Below are 19751 nucleotides of genomic sequence, written 5' to 3' on the forward strand. Positions count from 1 at the left end.
AGCCTTACTTTCCCCTTTTCATTCAGTTAGTAATCTGAAAAGACGAAAGTGACCACGCAAATATAGTGAACAACCGCTCACTATGCAATAACATAAAAAAAGGATAGAATTCTGCTAGCCCAAAGTCCTTTTGGGAAGCGTAAAAAGGAAGGTTGAGCCCTCTCCCGGTTCTGATTCAACCCAGATCCTGCCACCGTGCCTTTCAACTATCTTTTTGCATACAGCCAGGCCTATACCTGTACCCGGGTATTCTTCCCTTTCGTGCAGACGCTGGAAAATGATAAAGATCCTCTCCTTAAACTGCGGATCAATTCCTATTCCGTTGTCATGCACAGAAAAGAGCCATTCCTGCCCCCTGTCTTCCGCTTTAACGGTAATTTCCGGTACCTTATTGCTCCTGAACTTCATTGAGTTGCTTATCAGATTCTGAAAAAGCTGCATGAGCTGAATATCGTCACCCATGACCATGGGAAGAGAGCCATAGGTAATTACCGCGTTGTTATTTTTTATGCTGATCTGAAGATTGTTCAGGACTGTCCTTATAATTTCGCCGGCATCAACGGCCGAAAAAGGCTTGCCCCTGGTTGCAACTCTTGAATATTCCAGGAGGTCATGGATGAGCTGCTGCATTCTTTTTGCCCCGTCGACAGTAAATGCAATAAACTGGTCGGCTTTTTCATCCAGCTGACCTTTATATCGCTTGGCAATCAGCTGCGTATAGCTCGAAATCATTCTAAGAGGCTCCTGCAGGTCGTGAGAAGCCACGTAGGCAAAATTTTCAAGCTCAGAGTTTGACCTTGCCAGCTCCTCCAGAGTTTTTGTCAGCTTTTCTTCTGCCAGACGCCTTTCGTCAATTTCATGAACCTTTTCCTGGTGCAGACGCGAGTTTACAATTGCAATTGCAATTCTGTTTGCCAGCTCTTCAAGAAAAGACCTGTCCTTGGATGTGTAAGGCTTGCCCGGACGCGTTCTTAATAAGCTCAAAGTACCTATTAACTGCCTGCCTACTTTTAACGGTACTACAAGTATTCCATTAACGCCGTACTTTTTAAAGTATTGCGTGTACTCCGGCCTTATTGAATCTTTATTCTCCTGCAGCTCTTTTTCCTGAATAATCAGGCTTTCTGATGTTGCCAGAACCCTCCCTGAAAGCCCTTTGCCTGATTCCTGAGGAACTGACCTTAAGACTTCATAAATGAGCTTTACGGCCTCATTATCCGGATGGTAAACTGCCGCAGGCTCAAGATATTTATTATCATCCGATATAAGCCTTACAACGGCAGCATCTCCAATTAACTCTGAGGCGATCTTTGCGGCATTTTCCAAAACAGCTTTGTAATCAAGCGTCAGTTCAGCAAAGGTGTTCGAGACCTTTATCAATGTCTCCGCCCTCGACATCTCCTCTTTCAAGGCATCCTCGGCCATTTTCCTTTCTGTTATCTCGCGAGCAATTCCAAGGATAAAGTCTTCATCCCTCATCCTCATAATGCTGCTTGTTCCCTCCATCCATACCCATTCTCCTTTTGCTGTATGAATGCGGAACTGCACGGGAGATGGATTTATCCGGTTTATGAATTTTGTAATCTCATCCGGATGCACAAGGTCAGATATTCTCATATTCAGGAGCTCTTCCGGGCTGAATCCGAGCCTTTTACTGAAAGAGGGACTCGTATAGACAAAGCTCCCCTCTTTTTTCCTGACAGAAACAAGATCGTTTGCATTTTCCGTTATAAGGCGGAATCTTTCCTCGCTTTCTTTAAGCGCCTCCTCGGCACGTTTTCTTTCGTTAATTTCCACGCCAAGTGCAAGCGCACGTGCGCGTGTGGAAGAAAGCGACTTTACAACCGCTGCAAAAAGAAGGCTTATGATTATGCCGGAAAAAAGGATAATGGGAGACTTCTGACTGTCAACGGTTCTTTCAAACATCGGAAGCGTCGAAAACTGCAGCGTCCAGGTATGACCGTTAATTATAACCTGCTCGGATCTCCTGAATAAATGGTTTTTACTGGTATCCTTTGCCTCCCCCTTAAAGCCGCTGTTATACATTAGCTCTCTTTTTGTAGGAAGCTCCCCGTCGTAAATTTTTAATTGAATGTCTGTAAGCCCGCCGCCGAAAATTCCATTTATAAGGTCATTCATCCTGAAGGGGCTGTATACAAATCCGATTATGGCGCTTCGCCTTTCCTGAACCGTATTTAATTCCACGCCTTTCCTGTAAACCGGCACATACATAAGAAATCCTGATTGCACGGCAGTGTTACCTTCCTGAACAAGTCTGACCTTTCCTGTTAAAGCCGTAAGGCCCGAATCCATTGCCAGCGACATGGCTTTCTGCCTTACAGGTTCAGAATACATGTCATATCCGAATGCCCTCAGGTTAAGTCCCGAAAAAGGCTCCAGATACACAATTGACGTGTATAAGTCACGATTGCCCCCGGGCCATACATGATACTGCGGATACCCCTCTCTCCTTACCTTCTCCTGGTGAGAAGGCAAATCCTGGGGCCTGAGCAGGATGGAAAAACCGATTCCCTGAATTCCAGGCGAAGTTTCACTGATCAGCAGCCTTTCTACGTAATCATGCCACATCTGCCGCGTGACAGGTTTGGCCACGTCAAAAAGCCCGGCACCTCCAAGCAGTATCTTTTCGTATTCCTGCATACGCTGCTGAATTACCTGCTTTATCTCATAAACCCTGAATTCAAACCTTTCATTTGCATTTTTTTGTGTGTCATGCCTTGAATCCATCCATAACCATGCAGTCAGACCCAGGAAGAAAATGAGCGCGGCTATTGCTGTAAAGTTGGAATATTTGTAAACCTTTTGTTGAAGACTCATTATGCCCCATGTAATGATTTAGAAGATCCAGGGATTTCCGGTTACTTAAAATACAAATTTATTTTGATTACGGATATACCTCTGGAGTGCCCACGGTAAATTAACCGGGGGTTATTATTGTGCTTAATAGACAACACTATTCCCGGGAAGGGAATTCCTTCCAGGCGCCGGGGGAAACAGCCCCTTTTGTCTCAGGCCGAATGCCGTGCCTACCTGATCTTCAGCCAGAGGCAAAGCTGCCTTCACCAAAAACGCATCTGTTAGAGTGCTATTAAAGCCCCCACAATAATCCCTAAGTAGGTAGTGCTGCTGCTGGAAGTTGAAATTGCGCCGTTTGAGAACGTACTGCCTGAAGAAGGGATTATGTTATAACTTATATTCAGATCGAGATCTACATTAGGAGGCATGTGCATCCTTAAGCCGGCCATCGGCGCAAAGCCGAACTTCGATTCCGTATTGCTTTCTTCCAGATTTGATCCGAATATATTAATGTTACTTGAAATTTTTGTTTTCAGAAAATGTATGCCCAGATCTGCTCCCACATACGGACGCAGATCCCCCTGCATGAAAAGGTATTTTGCCCCAATCAGAACAGGTATTGTGGAAAACGTAAAGTCCGCCAGACCCAGTAGGTCATTCTTTGCTCCCCACAGGTAGTAGCCTACAGTTGCCATCAGGCTCAGGTTAGGAGTGGCCAGGTATTCAAAATTTCCCTGTCCTCCCCAGCCCAGCTTTGCATTGTCGCTTAAATCACCCGTTGGTATGGCTGTCCCGGCCTGAATCCCGACAAACATTTGACTGCCGTAACCCTGATCATAGGTCTGCCCGGAGGAAACCCCGGGACCAAATAAAATGACTAATAACAGCAAAGCCCACACATATCTTTTCATATATATCCCTTTCCATTACTTAAGCTCACCAATCTTTATTTAGTCACTGCCTCGACAATTTATTGTAGTCAATACTACAAACAAAATCAAGCTAAGCCGGGCTCCCGATGCCCCCATCCCCTTCCATGGGCAGAACTGCCTTTTACCGGTTTAATGCCTTTCAGACAGCCCTTGTTTTTTGTTAACTTATATTATTACGCTTCATGGAATAAACATGTTTCTTGAATAATTAAACGGAGACTTATTATGAATAGATCAGTAAAATCATTTCTGGCATTGTTCATTATAGCTTCCTTTCTGGCCTCCGGCTGCGGTGCAAGCAATACCGTAAAAGGCGGCGGCATCGGGGCAGCTGCAGGCGGCGTTATTGGAGGAGTTATTGGAAGTAAAACCGGAAGTACCGCCGTAGGGGCAATAATTGGAGCAGCCGTAGGCGGTGCTGCAGGCGCATTGATCGGAAACTATATGGACCGTCAGGCCGAAGAAATGAGGAAAGATCTCGAAGGCGCCAGGGTTGAAAGAGTTGGCGAAGGAATAAAAATTACGTTCCCATCAGGCATTCTCTTTGCAACAAATAAGTACGACCTGCAGCCCGCGGCTAAAGATGACATTCAAAGGCTGGCAAAAATCCTGAAAAAATATGCCGATACTAATGTGCTCATTGAAGGGCATACGGATTCCGATGGCTCTGATGCTTATAACCAGACCCTTTCCGAAAAAAGAGCCTCCTCTGTGGCTTCATTTGCTGAACAGCTAGGCGTGGCAACCTCACGCATAACGACAAAAGGCTATGGAGAAAGCCAGCCCGTTGCAACAAACGATTCTCCGGAAGGAAAACAGGCAAACAGACGCGTCGAAGTAGCAGTTTTTGCAAACGACAAGCTTAAAAAAGCTGCTGAAAATGGTAAACTCCCTCCTGTTAAGGGATAACATGATCTTCCCCGCTCAAAAAAAAAGTCTCACATTAAAGATGTGAGACTTTTTTTCTTAAAACCGATTAAGCTCTTATTTGGATTTTCTGATTTTGTCCTCAGATTTCTCTTTTTCTATCAATGCAACCAGGTGCTCAAATGCCGCCGAGAGGTTTCCTAAGGTACCAGTAAACCTGTAGCAGATAATGGCGGCATTGCACAATTTAATGAAACTCTTCCCTGTCGTAGTAAGGCTGTCTTCCGATGTTTCTGAATGTGAGCTGACATAGTCCCGTATTAATGTAAAGTTGATAACCTTATTCATGAAACGACTCCTGTGGGAAAAAGCATTTTTAATTTTAGGCAAAGATACTGAAAAAATTTCAACTTAGGCAAAATAATTCAGTTCAGAAATAAAATATTGTTCAGGAAAAAGCTCAGGAAACCTTTCGCGGGCCTCCTGAGCATAAATTAACTCTTAAGGGTTCAAACCTGAGTGACAGTCGGTACAAAGCATTTCATTTGAGTAGCCGACATCAACCGGGTGCTTAAAATCAAGTGTGCTGTTCACGTTTGCAGCCTCCAGGCTCTGGGGTGAACCCTGGGCTACGATTGTATGGCAGAGGTTACAGTCTTTTGAAATCACCTTGCCGTCACTGCTCGTGTGGTTTCCGTCGTGACACCTGAAACATCCCGGGAAATTAAGATGCCCGATATTGTTCGCGTAAGCGCTCCACTTAACCCTCATTTCAGGGAAAATATTCTGGCTGAACTGTGTCTGGAGCCCTTTTATTGCCTGGTCAACCTTTGCCTTGTTCGAAGCATAATAGTTGGTTTCATTATAATGATTAATTACCTGAGTTTTAATGTAATTCATCATAGAATCTGTTGTGGAGAAATCCTTGCTGAATATTTCCATTGCAAGAGACTTAATGCCCGGAATGTCTTTTGAAACAATGCCGGAATTAATTGCGTTGTTTACAAATACCGAGGGAGGCAGGTAATTATGCGACGGACGGTTGTGGCAGTCTATACAGTCCATAACCCTGGTGCCTGCGGTCTGCGGATTCGTGTTGTAATCTGCAACCTTGAAAACAGTTGATTTGCCGGTTTTTAGGTCGGTATATCTTACCCAAGGGATTGTCTGCCTTTGTTCATCCTTGGCAACGTACTCAATTTTTGTATTGGGATTAATGTGCCAGTGTATCCCTTCCTGAAGCCCCAGGGCGCTGATGGAAGGACCTATTTTCAGTACAAGATTTATGTCCCACTCTGAATTTGTATCGTCTGCAAGATAGTGCCTTTCAAGCGTAAGCTGCCGGGCATAAAACTTTGACGGCCAGTGGCAATGCTCGCAGGTCTCCCTGGCAGGCCTTAAGTTCCTGACAGGAGTTGGAATAGGACGGGGATACTTGCCTATTGTAACGGCATAAACCTGATATAAGCCGGACATTTTTGATTTTACGTACCAGTTGGCACCCGTTCCAACGTGGCATTCCACGCAGGCTACCCTTGCATGAGGCGAATGCTGGTAGGCCGTATATTCAGGCTTCATTACAGTATGGCATATTGTGCCGCAGAATTCTACAGACTCCGTAAAGTTAAAGGCGCCATAGCTCCCTATTGCCGATAATAGAAGAAATAAAGCCGTTCCAATTGCAAAAAATATGAATCCGTTTCTGTGGCGTTCGTTATTCAAATCAATCTGCGGCCACCTGGTGGGCTCGGCTTCCTTATTCTTCCTTTCCTTGCGCGTCTTGAAATACATGCCTACGGGAATTAATATCAGTCCTACAATTAAAAAAGCAGGAAGCAGAATGTAAATTACCAGACCCAGATATGAACTTCCCTGCTGAATGAATGCGGAAATTACAAACAGAAATATTATCATTATAGCTGCTATGATGGCAATGGTAAGTCCTACAAGAGAAGTCCAGTTGTAAGCCGAAAGAGGATACTTTCTTCGCATTTTTACCTCTTATGATTCAAAAATTTTAAAATAAAATTTATTTTAAGACATTATAACCAATTTTCCCCAAAATCGGATTCCGTGTCGCAAACTAAAATTTATTTTGAACAATATCAACTTTGTTGACTCAAATTTCGAAACTTTTCCGGACATTCCGTCTTTTTCTGATCATACCGAAGAAAAAATATTAAGCAAAGCAAAAACTGCAGCCATTCTGTGCTTCAAAGCAATTCCGCACACTTGCTGCCAGTAAGGCGGACAACAGCTATAAATCTACTATAAAAGCTTTCATAAATTTAATAAATATATTTTCCCGGCAAAAACAAAATGCATTTTCCAAAGTTTCTAACTTAAAAGGCATACACCCTGCCTTTCCTTTATTCCAATCTATTAACCTTGAATTTGGTTCCAATATTAATAATATAATTATAACAAAATCAGGAGGTATGATGAAAGCGGTTGTATTTCATGGAGTTGGTGATATAAGGCTTGAAGAGGTAAAAGAGCCCAGAATAAAAGATCCGCACGATGCAGTGGTAAAAATTACTTCATGCGCTATCTGCGGGACCGATCTGCACCTTATAAGGGGAACAATGACCGGAATGAAATCCGGTACAATAATAGGCCACGAAGGAATCGGTATAGTTGAAGAGGTGGGGCGCGAAGTAAGGAACCTTAAGCCTGGCGACAGAGTAATCATCCCTTCCACTATAGGGTGCGGCTACTGCTCTTACTGCCGCGCCGGTTACTTTTCGCAGTGCGATAATGCCAACCCTATGGGCAAAAACGCCGGCACTGCCTTTTTCGGCGGCCCCATGATGTCGGGCGCCTTTAACGGACTCCAGGCCGAGAAGGCACGTATCCCTTTTGCAAACGCGGGACTTGTAAAAATTCCTGACGACGTTACTGACGACGATGCAATCCTGCTTTCGGACATATTTCCTACCGGGTACTTTGGTGCTGAAATGGCAGAGATTAAACACGGCGACACGGTTGCCGTTTTCGGGTGCGGACCTGTGGGGCAGTTTGCAATCCAAAGCGCATTTTTAATGGGTGCAGGCCGCGTGCTGGCAATAGACAGAATCCCATCCAGACTTCTGATGGCTCAAAACCTGGGGGCCGAAATAATTAACTTCGACGACGAGGACCCTGTTGAAGTTATACATGACCTGACCGGTGGTATAGGCGTCGACCGCACGATTGATGCCGTCGGTGTCGATGCCATGCAGCCCGGGAAAGGGCCGGCACTGAAAAAATCAAGAAAGCTCGAGCACCAGTTCAGAAAGGAAGTCGACCAGGTAGCACCAAGAACAAACCCTCACGGCAATAACTGGATTCCGGGTAACGGCCCCTCACAGGCTCTCTTATGGCAGATAGATTCAATTGCCAAGGCAGGCACGATGTCGGTTATTGGGGTATACCCGCAGACATTCCAGTCGTTTCCTTTCGGCATGGTAATGAATAAAAACCTTACAATTAAAACCGGCAACTGCAACCACCGCAAGTATATACCGGTTCTCCTGGAAATGGTCCAGGGCGGAGTTGTCAGCCCCAGGAAAATTATCACACAGGTCGGAACTCTTGACTCCATAATTAAAGCCTATAAGGCTTTCGACCAAAGAGAGCCGGGCTGGCTGAAGGTGGAAATTCTTGCTTCTCAGGAGCAGGACATAAAGCGGCAGAAACACCTCGAAGAAGTAACCGCCGGAAACGGGAAATCTTTTGTTCATAATTTCTGATTTTTTGCATGCGGGAAGATTTTTTTTCATCTTCCCGCATTTTTTTGAAATTTTGTCTTGACAATTCAAAAAAACGGATTTATTTTTGAATGGCAATTCAATAATGCAGGTGCATGATGAGATTAAAAGAAGGAAATAAGGGAAACGATATCTTGGTAGCAGCTATAAAGGTGTTTGCCGAAAGCGGATACCATAACGCCAAGATCCACAAAATTGCTGAACTTGCCGGCGTGGCTACAGGAAGCATATACGTTTACTATAAAAATAAGGAAACCATACTGCAGAAGATCTTCTCTCAGCTCTGGGAAAGGCTTTATAACGAACTGAATGCTGTTTCTAAACGCACGGACATAAACTCGGTTGAAAAAGTTGACGCGCTGATGGACCTTCTTTTTGACATGTTTATACAGGATCCTGCACTTGCTGTCGTTTTTGTGAACGAACAGAACTACCTGGTCCAGAAAAGCCCGAAGGAATTTACACCCTATTACCAGAAGTTTATCGACCTGGGTGAATGCATTGTTGTTGAGGGAATTAACAACTCCACCTTTACACCCGACATAGACGTAAAGATAATCAGATCCTTCATCTTCGGCGGACTGCGCCTGCTCCTGCACCAGTGGGCACAGGATCCTCAGGAATACCCTCTGGATAAGATCAGACACGACGTAAAATATTTCAGTAAACGAGGATTACAGAAGTAAAAATCTGAGGCTGAAGCCTTAGTTAAATTTTTTTGCTTTATTATTGAATCCTGATTCATTATACAATAATACAGGTTACTATTGATGGTTAAGAAAATTAAAAATGTGTTGCTGACTCTCCTTCTGCCTCTGGCGGCATTGCCCCAAACGGCATCCGGACAGTCACTTTCATTAAGCGATGCTGTTGAGATTTCTCTTAGGAATAATGAAAAAATAAAACAGTACGAGGAAAAATTCACACAGAAGAGATTTCAGGACCTGGAAGCATGGGGAAACTTCCTCCCTTCTGTTAACTTTGAAACGAGCTATAATCACTTGAATGACCCGATGAATATTGATCTTGGACCGATCAGAGACGTGATTATGACACTGCAGTCTAAAAATCAGACTGAAATGGCTAATATCTATAAAACTCTTCAGGGACAGCCGTTAAACGATCAGCAGAAGGCAGGCCTTTACTCACAGTACTATTCGCAGCTTAATAGCGTTATTCCCCCTTTCGAGGAAACTTTCAAGAAGCAGGACTTTAAGACCGCTACACTTCTGGCTGTTCAGCCCCTTTTTACGGGCGGCAAGCTGACGGCGGCAAAAAAATTCGCCAGCGAGGAAAAGTCTTCTGCCTTAATTGAACTTGAGAAAGTGCAGAACGAAGTCGTTCAGGAAGCTGTAAACAATTACCTCAGCGTCATTCTGATGAACAACATTGTAAAAACAAGACAGAATGTGCTGAATGGAATAAGGAAACATAAGGATAATGCAGAAAAGCTTTTTAACGAAGGGCTCATTGCAAACTACAACCTTCTGAGAGCCCAGGTTGCTGAGGCTGAGGCTGAAAGAAATTTAACGGACGATGAAAACAAGCTTGAGCTGGCAAGAATCTCCCTGCTCAATACAATGGGACAGGATGAATCTTCCAATTTTACGCTTTCAGATACACTGGTTTATAATGATGCACCCGCCTCACTTGAAAATTACCTCGAACAGGCAAGAAGCAACCAGCCTATACTTAAGCTCATTGAACTGAAGAAAGAAGCCGCTTCCGATAAATATACGGCAGAACGCGCAAACTTCCTTCCTACTGTTGCGGCATTCGGAAAATACGAAATGCTTCCGCAGTACCTTTCAAGCCTGGAGCCCAGATGGGCTGTGGGACTTCAGCTGAAGTTCAACCTCTTTAACGGGCTTAAGGACTACTCAAAGCTTCAGAACGCCGTCCATATGGAACGCGAGGTAAATTATGTTGAAGCCGATGCAAAAAGAAAGATAGACCTGTGGGTAAATAAATCCTTCAGGGATATGATAAACGCCAAGACGCGATATGAGAAGCTGAAGACAACCCTTAGCCTTGCCTTGGAAAACCTCCGCTTAAACGACAAGCGCTTCCAGTCGGGTATGGGAACTTCACTCGAAGTAATTGACGCCCAGCTCTCGCTGGAGAAAAACCAGGTCGAAAGCCTTCTTTCGCTTTATGATTATTACAAGTCCCTTACAGATTTATACGTTGTAACGGGAGAACCGCAAAAGATTTTATCAGTATGGTCAAAGGAGAATAAAAAGTGAAATTTAATAAGTCAAGCATAGTTCTGATTATTCCGGCAGTAATTGCAATTATTGCAGTTTCAGTTCTGGTAGCAAACTCAGTAAATAAAGAAGAAAATATAATAACCGGTATCGTTGAATCAACTCAGGTGGACGTTGCCTCAAAAATCCCGGGCAGGGTCGACACCGTCTTCGTTTCCGAGGGAGATATGGTCCATAAAGGACAGATTCTTGCCAGACTTGAAAGCAAGGAGATGGATGCAAAGCTGGGACAGGCCCGCGGCCTCGTGGACGCTGCCAAAAGCAAGGTCCAGATGGCTCATAACGGAGCCCGCCCGGAGGAAAAACAGGCCGCCGAAAGGCTCTACTTCCAGGCAAAAGCACAGTATGAGCTTGCAAATAAAACCTGGACCAGGATCCAATCGCTTTTCCGCGACGGCGTGATATCGGCACAGGAAAAAGACCAGTCGGAATTCCAGTTTAAGGCTGCAAAAGAACAGATGGAAGCAGCAAAGGCAAGACTCGACATGGTTAATAAAGGAGCCCGCCTTGAAGAGATATCAGGCGCCGAGGCACTTTACTTCCAGGCACAGAATACTTATAACGAAGCCCAGGCATACCATGAGGAATTAAACCTCGTAAGCCCCATTACCGGTGAACTGAGCAAGAAGATTACGAACCCCGGAGAAATTATTGCCTCAGGCTATCCCCTCTTTACCGTAATGGACCCGAGCGATACGTGGGTGGTGCTTCAGGTAAGAGAAGATAAAATGAGCTCAATTAAAAAAGGTTCTGTATTCTACGGCAAAGTGCCCGCCCTGGGCAACCGGAAACTCCAGTTTGAGGTGTCATACATTTCCCCTATGGCTGAATTTGCCACCTGGAAACCTACAAACCAGAAAGGGGAATTCGACCTTAAGACTTTTGAAATCCGCCTGAGGAGCAAATCCCAAGTTAAAGACCTGAGGCCCGGAATGACCGTAAACATTATTATGTGAACCTGTATATAAGAAGAAGTAATATGAAAGATATAAATAGCACAGGTTCACCTTTACTTAAAATCCTCTTAAGAGAAATTAACAGGATTACAGAAAGAAAAACAATTTACCTGCTTTCTGTAGTCCTGCCTGTTATTCTTTTTCTCCTGGTAGCCCTTATCTATAAAAATGGCGTTGTGAGGGATCTTCCTGTTGCAGTCTACGATGCCGATAACAGCACGCTTTCCAGAATGCTCTCGCGCTCAGTTGATGCTTCAAGTTCAATGGCAGTTATAGAACATGTTAACTCTTTAGATGAGCTGAAAACTGAATTCCTAAAAGGGCACATTCAGGGGGCGTTCTATTTCCCGGAGAACATGGAGCGCGACATCAAAAGAGGCACAGGATCCTCAATGGTGATTTTTAAGAATACCTCAAGCCTTATAGTCGGCAACATGATCTATAAGGACGGGATGACTATTGCCAGAACAGTATCCGGAGGAGCACTGCTTAAGAAACTCCGCTCAAAAGGGCTTTCGGAAACTCAGGCAATGAACGTCATAAATCCGATAAGGATTGAAACTCAGTCACTCTATAACCCGGAATACAACTACCTTCAGTACCTCATACCCGGGCTCCTTACGGCAATGTTCCAGATGATTATTATGATCTCTGCAGTGCTTATCATAAGCAGTGAGTTTACGCATAACACTTTCGGGGAGCTTGTCCGTATTTCAGGGAGCAATATATTTACAATTATTCTGGGCAAGGCTCTTCCCCACCTTGTGCTGCATACCGTAACGGCACTTGGAATTATCGGAATCATATTTCCCATGTTTTCAATTGAAATAAGCGGGTCGGTGACACTTAGCCTGGCCTTCATTGAATACTTTATCCTGACTTCTTTCTTTTTGGGCTTTCTTCTTTCATGCTCATTCCACGAGCAGCTCTTTGCAACTGAAGTGGCTCTTTTCATCAACACCCCGGCATTCATCTTCAGCGGCTTTACATTCCCATTGTGGGGCATGCCGGCACTTCATAACTATTTTGCGCAGCTGATCCCCTTTACGCACTTTTTAAGTGGATTCTTGAAGATTTACCAGATGGGAACTCCGATAAAGTATGTGGCACCGGAATTTTTCAGGCTTTCCATATTCCTCGTAATCTCCCTGGCAGCCTCTTTTATCGTACTGCGCTTCAGGGTTAACAGCGTCTTAAGTAATGAGGAACCGGTTGTGGAGGAAGTAAAATGAAAGAAAAACTAATAGGCTTTATTGCTGTCCTAAAAAGAGAAGCACACTTTATCATAAAGGATATGGACCTGATTACAATTATACTTTTGTCCCCCATATTCTATGCTTTTTTCTATACTTCAATATACACCAATAAGACTGAAAAAGAGGTCCCGGTTGTTGTGGTGGACATGGACAGGTCGCACACTTCGGAGACTCTAATAAGGAACCTGGATGCCCATCAGCTGCTAAAGGTCTCTGAAAGTCTGCCCGATTATTCCTCGGCTGTAGACCGCATCTACAGGCTGGAAGCCCAGGGAGCTATATATATCCCCAAGGGCTTTGAAAACTCCCTATTATCCGGACAGGGAGCGGACTTAAAAATATTTCTTAATACATCGCGCTTTCTTGTTTCAAACGATATGAATAAGGCGATCAACGAGGTAACAGGAACCGTTTCGGCCGGCGTAAAAATAAGATATTTCCAGACTCAGGGTTTTAGTTTTCAGCAGGCGATGGAGATTTCAGAGCCCCTGAAAGGTGAAGTAAAGCCGCTGTTTAACCCTACAGAAAGCTACGGCGATTTTCTTATACCTGGACTCCTGGTTCTTATTCTCCAGCAGACGCTCTTAATCGGGCTTTCTGAAAGTGTAGCCAAGGAAAGAGAAGAGGGGTCACTAATAAACCTTTACAATACGGCAAAAAGAAGCATCCCGGGCACCATTTCGGGCAAGGGAGCATTTTATTTCATGCTGTATGCTTCCTACGCGCTGCTTTTCTATACGCTGCACTTTTCAATTTTTAAGATCAGCTTTTTGGGAAGCGTAAGTGCCGCAATTGCAATGACGGCAGTATTCCTCTTTGCAGTTGTCTGCCTTGCTATACTGATTTCCTCATTCTTCAAAAGAAAGATAATTTCTCTTCAGGTTGTGGCCTTTACATCCTACCCGGTGTTTCTAATGTCGGGATATCCGTGGCCCGTTCAGGCAATGCCTGCTTTTGTCAGAGTGATAGCAAATTTTCTTCCCAGTACGCCGTACCTTAACGCATTTAACAGGATAATCCAGATGGGCGCAGGCTGGCAGGACGTAATGCCTGAACTGATTCACCTTTTGGCGCTTGCTCTTGCAGGATTCCTGATTACGGCGCTCAGGATGAAACTTTTGATAAGAAAAGAAATCGCAAATTCCGCCAGCACTGAGGCTTCAAAAACCGGAGCGGAATTACTTCTTAGCTAGTCCCAAGGATGAAGACGTGTGCGGCATCATGCGTCTTTTTTCTCACAAGACCCGGGGAAGCAGTGGATGGTACACTGCTTCCTTTTTTTACCCCCATGCTTTCACAATTGCTTTTATCCCCTCAGAGCTATATTATTTTATATAACGCTTAACTGATTTATAAACAATTGTCTCTTAAAATATGAAACACCCGTCATTAAGAGGAAGACTTGCCTTAAGGGAAAAGCCCATTGACCGCATTGCCATTATGTACCAGAAGTGGCGCGACCTCCTGTTCCTGCACTGGGAGGTTGATCCTGAAATTATCCAGCTTACATTTCCTGAAATGCTCCACACCGATACATTTGAAGGAAGGGCTTATCTGGGCCTGACGCCGTTTTTTGTCCAGGACGCCCGCCCCATCTTTACGCCCGGCATTCCCGCAATCTCTGACTTCCCTGAGGTTAACGTCAGAACTTACGTTTTCGACAACGAGGGGAACCCGGGCATCTGGTTCTACTCGCTTGATACAAGCCAGGCGCTGGCCGTCGAGGCAGCCAATATATTCTTCCACCTCCCCTATCATACCTCTGAAATCGAGGCCCACCAGGGAATTGAAGGAATTACATTCTCCTGCCGGAGAAAAGAAGATGACGTTGCTGTACCCCGCTCAACTTTCCGCTATAAATATTCAGGAGAAGAATTTTTCGCTGAAAGCAAGACTCTGGACTTCTTTTTAATTGAGCGCTACCTCATTTTCTCAAAGGATAAGGAGACTGGACAGCTTTATTCGGGCCGTGTCCACCACAGGCCTTACCCCATCTATAGGGCTGAAGTTCCGGAATATGACTTAAACCTCCTTGCCCTTAACGGCTTTGAGCTAGAAGGCCGCCCGGCAGACCACCAGGTCTATTCAACAGGCGTTGATGTGGAAGTCTATACGCTGGATAAGGTGATATTCTGAGGATAGGCCTAATAATTACACAAAAAAAGCGGCCCTGGAGCCGCTTTTCAATTTCTAGTACTTATACCTTAACCACTGCACAACTTCAGACCATTTGGGCTTCTTTCCCGTCATAAGTATCCCGACCCTGTATATCTTGCCTGCCAGCAGTATAACAAGCACCAGCATCAGTATATTCAGTCCAAAAGAGATCAAAACCTCCCAGAGCGGCACATCCGTCATCGCCATCCTTGAAGGCATTACAATAATTGAGGCAAAGGGAATTAAGGACGAGGCTTTCACAAGCGGACTTCCGGGATTTGTCTGCATCGATAAGGCGATAAAAAATGGTATCATGATCAGCATCATTATGGGCCACATACCCGACTGAGCATCCTGCTCGTTGTCGAAAATGGCGCCCACGGCGGCAAAAAGCCCCATATAAATTACCAGGCCCACAAAGTAGTTAACTAAAAAGTAAAGCAGCTGCATGGGGTTTATGGATAAAATAAGCTCGGGCGGAAGCACAAACCACGTTGTTGAAATCAGCACCATGATGGGGGAAAGCCAGATTGCCATCTGCAGCAGGGCTGTAACTGAACTGCCCAGTATCTTTCCCATCATTAGCTCACGGCTTTCAACCGAGGACAACAGTACCTCTACTATCCTGTTGTTCTTTTCCTGCACAACAGACCTCAGCATAATTGACCCCGTAAAAAGAAGGCTGAAGTATAGGAGAAAAGAGAACAAAAACGAGAGTATCTGGTTTCCGTAACCCGCCTCTTCAATCCTGCTTTCTTTGGATACCTTGAAGCCGTTAAAGCCTACGTTGTCGCTTGCAAATTTTATGTCGCCGGACGTAAATCCCTTGCCGGTAAAGTAAATGGATGAAAGGGCTTTGTTGATTGCAGGTTTTATTTTCTCCTGAACTTTCGGGTTATTTGGTGTCTTTGAATAGTATTCCACCTTTTTCTCCTTTAAGGATTCCGAAGGAATATATACAACACCTGTCAGCTTTTCATCAACTATTTCCTGCCTTGCTTTATCCAGATACTCAGAAAGCTTTCCTTTTTCCAGGGTCCCGAACTCAATGGTATAGGACTTATCCTTTACAAAGTCCTCCTGCTCAAATTCAGATCTTACTTTTTCAGTTATATCTTCAGATGCAGAAATTACCCGGAGATTAACCTTTCCCTCCCCCGAAAAAGAAACAAAATACGTCTGAAGTGCCAGGATGCCGAACATGAAGAGCGGAATAAGCAGCGTCATGAGTATGAAGGACCTGGAAAAAAGCTTTTCCCTTAATTCCCTTTTCATTACGGCAAGAGTTTTTTTATTTAACATATGATTCCTCCAATTCAATTCCCTCGGCTCTGTTACCCGCAATTTCAATGAATATCTCATGAAGCGAGATCTCATTTAAGGCATACTTGGTTATTGTAACCTCATTTTCCACCAGTGTCTTTAAGAGTTTTTTGGAATCCTTTGCGTCTTTAAGCCTGATTCCCGCGCTGTTTCCAAAGTCCTCTATTCTTTCAACAATAGGATTGTCTTTTAAGAAAGCCAGGCTCCCGTCATAGTTTATACTTACGTTTCTTTGGGCGTAGTGGGCCTTTATGTCATTCATGGACCCTTTCAGTATGATCTTCCCCTTTTCGATCATTGCCAGGTGGTCGCACATCTTCTCAGCAAAATCCATCAGGTGTGTTGAAAGTATGATTACCTTCCCCCTGTTTTTCATTTCAAGAATTATCTCTTTTAGCGTGTTAGTATTAACCGGATCAAGCCCCGAGAAAGGCTCATCCAGTATTACAAAATCGGGATCGTGGAGTATTGTGGTTATAAACTGAATTTTCTGCTGGTTGCCTTTTGAAAGGTCTTCAATTTTGGAATTCTTCCTGTCCAAAAGCTGGAATTTCCCAAGGTACTCAAGCGCCTTTTTTTCAACTGCGCTGCCCGACTTTCCCTTTATTTCTGCAAAATAAAGGAGGGTCTCCAGTACCTTCATCTTCTTATAGAGCCCTCTTTCCTCAGGCAGGTATCCTACCTTGTTCTTAAAGTCACTCCCAATTTTCTCCCCCTGAAGAAGCACCTCACCCGTGTCCGGCAGATAAATATTCATCATCATTCTTATTGTGGTCGTTTTCCCGGCGCCGTTCCGGCCTATGAGGCCAAAGACCGAGCCCTCCGGGACGATAAACGATACGTCATCTACCGCACGCAGTTCGCCAAAGGATTTACTTAAATTCCGGACTTCCAATGCGTTCATAATCCCCCTTAAAGAATATTTTTACATTCTGACACAGTGAGAATAAATATTATTGCAAATAAAAACAAGCTTTTTATTCGCTTGCGATCTAAAAAGACGTGGAAATCCTAAAAGCCATTTTCATTTTTGATGGGACTGCCACCGCCCCGGATATGTTATGGAGGCTTAAGAGAAGAAGTTTAGCTGCGGGGGCTTGAAAAGCGTGTCGAAAGACTGCCCTAAGAGCCCCAGTACAGAGTCGGCAATCGGTTTAATCTGCTTATCAATGTAATGCTGATAATCGTAATCCCAATGCTCCAGCTCAAGCGGCACGGGGCCTCGTTTTGTCATTACATACTTTATAATGCCTGAAGTGGTATTTGTAAGCCTTGCGGCTTTTACGTGCGGAGGTGTGCTTTTTGTATAAAGGTCAACGTCTTTCCTCAGCCTTTTTCTGTAAACCAGCTTTTCATCGTGAACCCCACGGTTTACCTCGTCAACAAAATTCCTTATCCAGTCGCCCGCATCCTCCTCATTAAAAATGCGGCTGTATAACTCCTGCTGGAACTCCTTTGCCAGACGCGTCCAGTCAGAGCGCACTATCTCCATCCCGGTAAATTCAAGACTTCGTTTGCCGTCATCAGATTGAATTAAACCCGCATAGCGCTTCTTTGCTCCCATTTCCCCTCCGCGCGCAGGAGTTAAAATAAAACGGCTGTAGTGTTTTTCAAATTCAATTTCAAGAAACGATTCCAGTGAAAATTCTTTTTCTATCCTCTCCTTCCAGTAAAGGTTTATCTCAAGGGCAAGCTCTTCGCCAAGTGAGATTGCCTTAGGCCCCTCACCTTTTTTAAGCTTTACAAAGAGTGAATCGGTATCCCCGTAAACAATTTCGTAACCTTTTTCTTCAAAGAACCTTTTGCTTTCAAGCAGAATCCACTGTCCCGTGCTTGTAATTGCGTTCGGAAGATAAGGATGAAAGAACCGGCAGTTGTAAGCTCCCATTACTCCGTAAAAGCTGTTCATCAGAATCTTAATTGCCTGCGCCAGGTGTTTGTTCCTGCTTCTTTTAGCCTTTGTCCTCTTATGCATCAAAGAGCCGATATACTCAGGCAGAATATTCTTTGTCTTTGAAAAATTATATCCCCCCGGCGTTAGAATTGTGTTTTCTTCAGACATGATCATTGACAAGGGATCTATCTTAAAGGTCTCAATAATGGAAGGATACAGGCTCTTATAGTCCATTACAATTACGTTGTCATAAATGCCCGGGGCTTAGGGTCAATAACATAACCCCCGGCAAGGTTTTCCTGCGCCTTAATGTCGTTACTCTCCGGCGCTACAAAGCCCGCCCTGTGGAGTCTTGGAAGATAAAAGTTGTCAAACGCCTGTGTCATTTTTGAGAGCTGGTCCATCATAAGCCCCGAGATCTGTGACCTGGTAACGCACAGATCAATCATACCCGTCTTTGAAAATATCTCGGTTACAAGTACTGCATCCTGCAGGTTGTATTCTGCAAGCTTATGTTTGTCCTCACTGAAATACCTCTCAATTTCACCTATTTTATCCTCATCCGGCGTAATTGTCTTTCCCTTGCCCAGGAGCTCCTGCGCCACGGTCTCCAGCTTAAAGTCTTCAAATGAATAAAACGCGCTTCTTAAGGTCGGAGGCCCGTCAAGCACCACCCTTCCCGGTATGTAGGCAAAGTAGCCCCCCATTTTCCTTTCCGTGAGCCTTATCCTTCCCCCTCCCCTTGAAATGTCAAAGGGCAGGCTAAGCTCCCTGGCTTTGTTTTCAAGGAACATCAGGTCAAAACCTATCACATGCCAGCCTATTATGATATCGGGATCGGCCGACTTAAACCAGGATAAGAAACTTTGCAGAAGGTCTTTTTCAGTCTTATATAGCCTTAGCTCTCCTTTTCCCGGTGCACCATCGCCAAGCATAAAAACTACTTTTTCTTCCCCCTCCCTGCCGCTTATATGAGCGGCAATTGAATACAGGCGCCCGTCTTTAATGCCCGTTTCAATGTCAATTGAAACTATCTTAAACTTCGGTTCAAACTCGCAGGGCTCCACTTTGGGATTAACGAACCTAAGGATGCCTCCCGCCTTCATGCTTTCACCAGTAAGCTTAAGCTGTGCGTAAATGAAGCGCTCCATAAGGAACCTCTTTACAGGGTCAACGTCAGATTCATACGTCTTTATGTATTGCAAGTGGAGGCTTTCTGAGGCCGCCTTCAGATCCCTCTGCGTCCTGAAGTACAAGGCATCAACGTCTTTGAAGTCAAATGACTTTAGTTTAACTTCTCTTCTCGTGTATTGGAATGGCAAGCTTATGGATGTGTCGTCCCTGTTGATAAAGAATACAGGCCTTACGGTATCTATTACAAATTCCACGGGCATTCCCTCTTCCGAAATGCCCCAGTAATGCAGGGTATTCCCTTTTTGAAGGTCCTGATATTCTCCTGTTAAAATAAAAACTTTCACCTGGTCTGCCAATTATCTTTCCGTTCTTTGAATAAAAGCAGCTTAAAATTATCAA

General features: G+C 44.4%; 16 protein-coding genes. 8 read left to right on the plus strand and 8 right to left on the minus strand.

Annotation, left to right across the window (positions count from 1 at the left end; translation table 11 throughout):
* Positions 1-114: 114 nt before the first annotated feature.
* Together HF312_07285 and HF312_07290 are read right to left on the minus strand one after the other, a co-directional pair.
* Positions 115-2838, minus strand: coding sequence for a PAS domain S-box protein (locus HF312_07285; protein ID MCU7520006.1), 2724 nt, complete (start codon positions 2836-2838; stop codon positions 115-117).
* Between the two features lie 260 nt (positions 2839-3098).
* On the minus strand, positions 3099-3728 hold the full coding sequence (locus HF312_07290; GenBank protein ID MCU7520007.1) for a porin family protein: 630 nt from the start codon (positions 3726-3728) through the stop codon (positions 3099-3101).
* 246 nt (positions 3729-3974) lie between these two features.
* Here HF312_07290 and HF312_07295 point away from each other — a divergent pair, with 246 nt between their 5' ends.
* Entirely contained in the window at positions 3975-4658 is a 684-nt protein-coding gene (locus HF312_07295; GenBank protein MCU7520008.1) for an OmpA family protein, read from the plus strand.
* A 75-nt stretch (positions 4659-4733) separates the two neighbouring features.
* Here HF312_07295 and HF312_07300 read toward each other — a convergent pair whose 3' ends face one another.
* Positions 4734-4964, minus strand: a complete 231-nt coding sequence (locus HF312_07300; protein MCU7520009.1) for a hypothetical protein — start codon at positions 4962-4964, stop codon at positions 4734-4736.
* Positions 4965-5117: 153 nt separating this feature from the next.
* Positions 5118-6608, minus strand: a complete 1491-nt coding sequence (locus tag HF312_07305) for a cytochrome C (GenBank protein ID MCU7520010.1) — start codon at positions 6606-6608, stop codon at positions 5118-5120.
* A gap of 449 nt (positions 6609-7057) precedes the next feature.
* Between HF312_07305 and HF312_07310 the strand changes: the two genes are divergently transcribed.
* The 7 genes from HF312_07310 to HF312_07340 all read left to right on the plus strand — a co-directional run bounded on the left by HF312_07310 (position 7058) and on the right by HF312_07340 (position 14980).
* Positions 7058-8347 carry a glutathione-dependent formaldehyde dehydrogenase gene (locus HF312_07310; protein ID MCU7520011.1) on the plus strand — a complete coding sequence of 430 codons (1290 nt, stop codon included), beginning with the start codon at positions 7058-7060 and terminating at the stop codon, positions 8345-8347.
* Between the two features lie 116 nt (positions 8348-8463).
* Positions 8464-9051, plus strand: a complete 588-nt coding sequence (locus HF312_07315; GenBank protein ID MCU7520012.1) for a TetR/AcrR family transcriptional regulator — start codon at positions 8464-8466, stop codon at positions 9049-9051.
* An 84-nt stretch (positions 9052-9135) separates the two neighbouring features.
* Positions 9136-10611 carry a TolC family protein gene (locus HF312_07320; protein ID MCU7520013.1) on the plus strand — a complete coding sequence of 492 codons (1476 nt, stop codon included), beginning with the start codon at positions 9136-9138 and terminating at the stop codon, positions 10609-10611.
* Positions 10608-11588: an HlyD family efflux transporter periplasmic adaptor subunit gene (locus tag HF312_07325; GenBank protein ID MCU7520014.1), complete on the plus strand. Its 981-nt coding sequence runs from the start codon at positions 10608-10610 to the stop codon at positions 11586-11588. The genes HF312_07320 and HF312_07325 overlap by 4 nt, the downstream gene beginning before the upstream one ends.
* A gap of 23 nt (positions 11589-11611) precedes the next feature.
* Positions 11612-12820: an ABC transporter permease gene (locus HF312_07330; GenBank protein MCU7520015.1), complete on the plus strand. Its 1209-nt coding sequence runs from the start codon at positions 11612-11614 to the stop codon at positions 12818-12820.
* The gene (locus HF312_07335) at positions 12817-14037 is read left to right on the plus strand and encodes an ABC transporter permease (protein MCU7520016.1); all 1221 of its coding nucleotides are present in this window, start codon (positions 12817-12819) and stop codon (positions 14035-14037) included. The genes HF312_07330 and HF312_07335 overlap by 4 nt, the downstream gene beginning before the upstream one ends.
* A gap of 181 nt (positions 14038-14218) precedes the next feature.
* On the plus strand, positions 14219-14980 hold the full coding sequence (locus tag HF312_07340; GenBank protein MCU7520017.1) for a DUF2071 domain-containing protein: 762 nt from the start codon (positions 14219-14221) through the stop codon (positions 14978-14980).
* A gap of 54 nt (positions 14981-15034) precedes the next feature.
* Here HF312_07340 and HF312_07345 read toward each other — a convergent pair whose 3' ends face one another.
* From HF312_07345 to HF312_07360, 4 genes are all read right to left on the minus strand, one after another.
* On the minus strand, positions 15035-16303 hold the full coding sequence (locus tag HF312_07345; GenBank protein ID MCU7520018.1) for an ABC transporter permease: 1269 nt from the start codon (positions 16301-16303) through the stop codon (positions 15035-15037).
* A complete protein-coding gene (locus tag HF312_07350; GenBank protein ID MCU7520019.1) occupies positions 16293-17228 on the minus strand; it encodes an ATP-binding cassette domain-containing protein in 936 nt (311 codons plus the stop codon). Before HF312_07350 ends, HF312_07345 begins: the two co-directional genes overlap by 11 nt.
* A gap of 165 nt (positions 17229-17393) precedes the next feature.
* Positions 17394-18452: a hypothetical protein gene (locus tag HF312_07355; GenBank protein MCU7520020.1), complete on the minus strand. Its 1059-nt coding sequence runs from the start codon at positions 18450-18452 to the stop codon at positions 17394-17396.
* A gap of 5 nt (positions 18453-18457) precedes the next feature.
* On the minus strand, positions 18458-19708 hold the full coding sequence (locus tag HF312_07360) for a hypothetical protein (GenBank protein MCU7520021.1): 1251 nt from the start codon (positions 19706-19708) through the stop codon (positions 18458-18460).
* Positions 19709-19751 lie beyond the last annotated feature (43 nt).

Source organism: Ignavibacteria bacterium (genome assembly GCA_025612375.1).
In the GTDB taxonomy this organism is placed as follows: Bacteria; Bacteroidota; Ignavibacteria; order Ignavibacteriales; family SURF-24; genus JAAXKN01.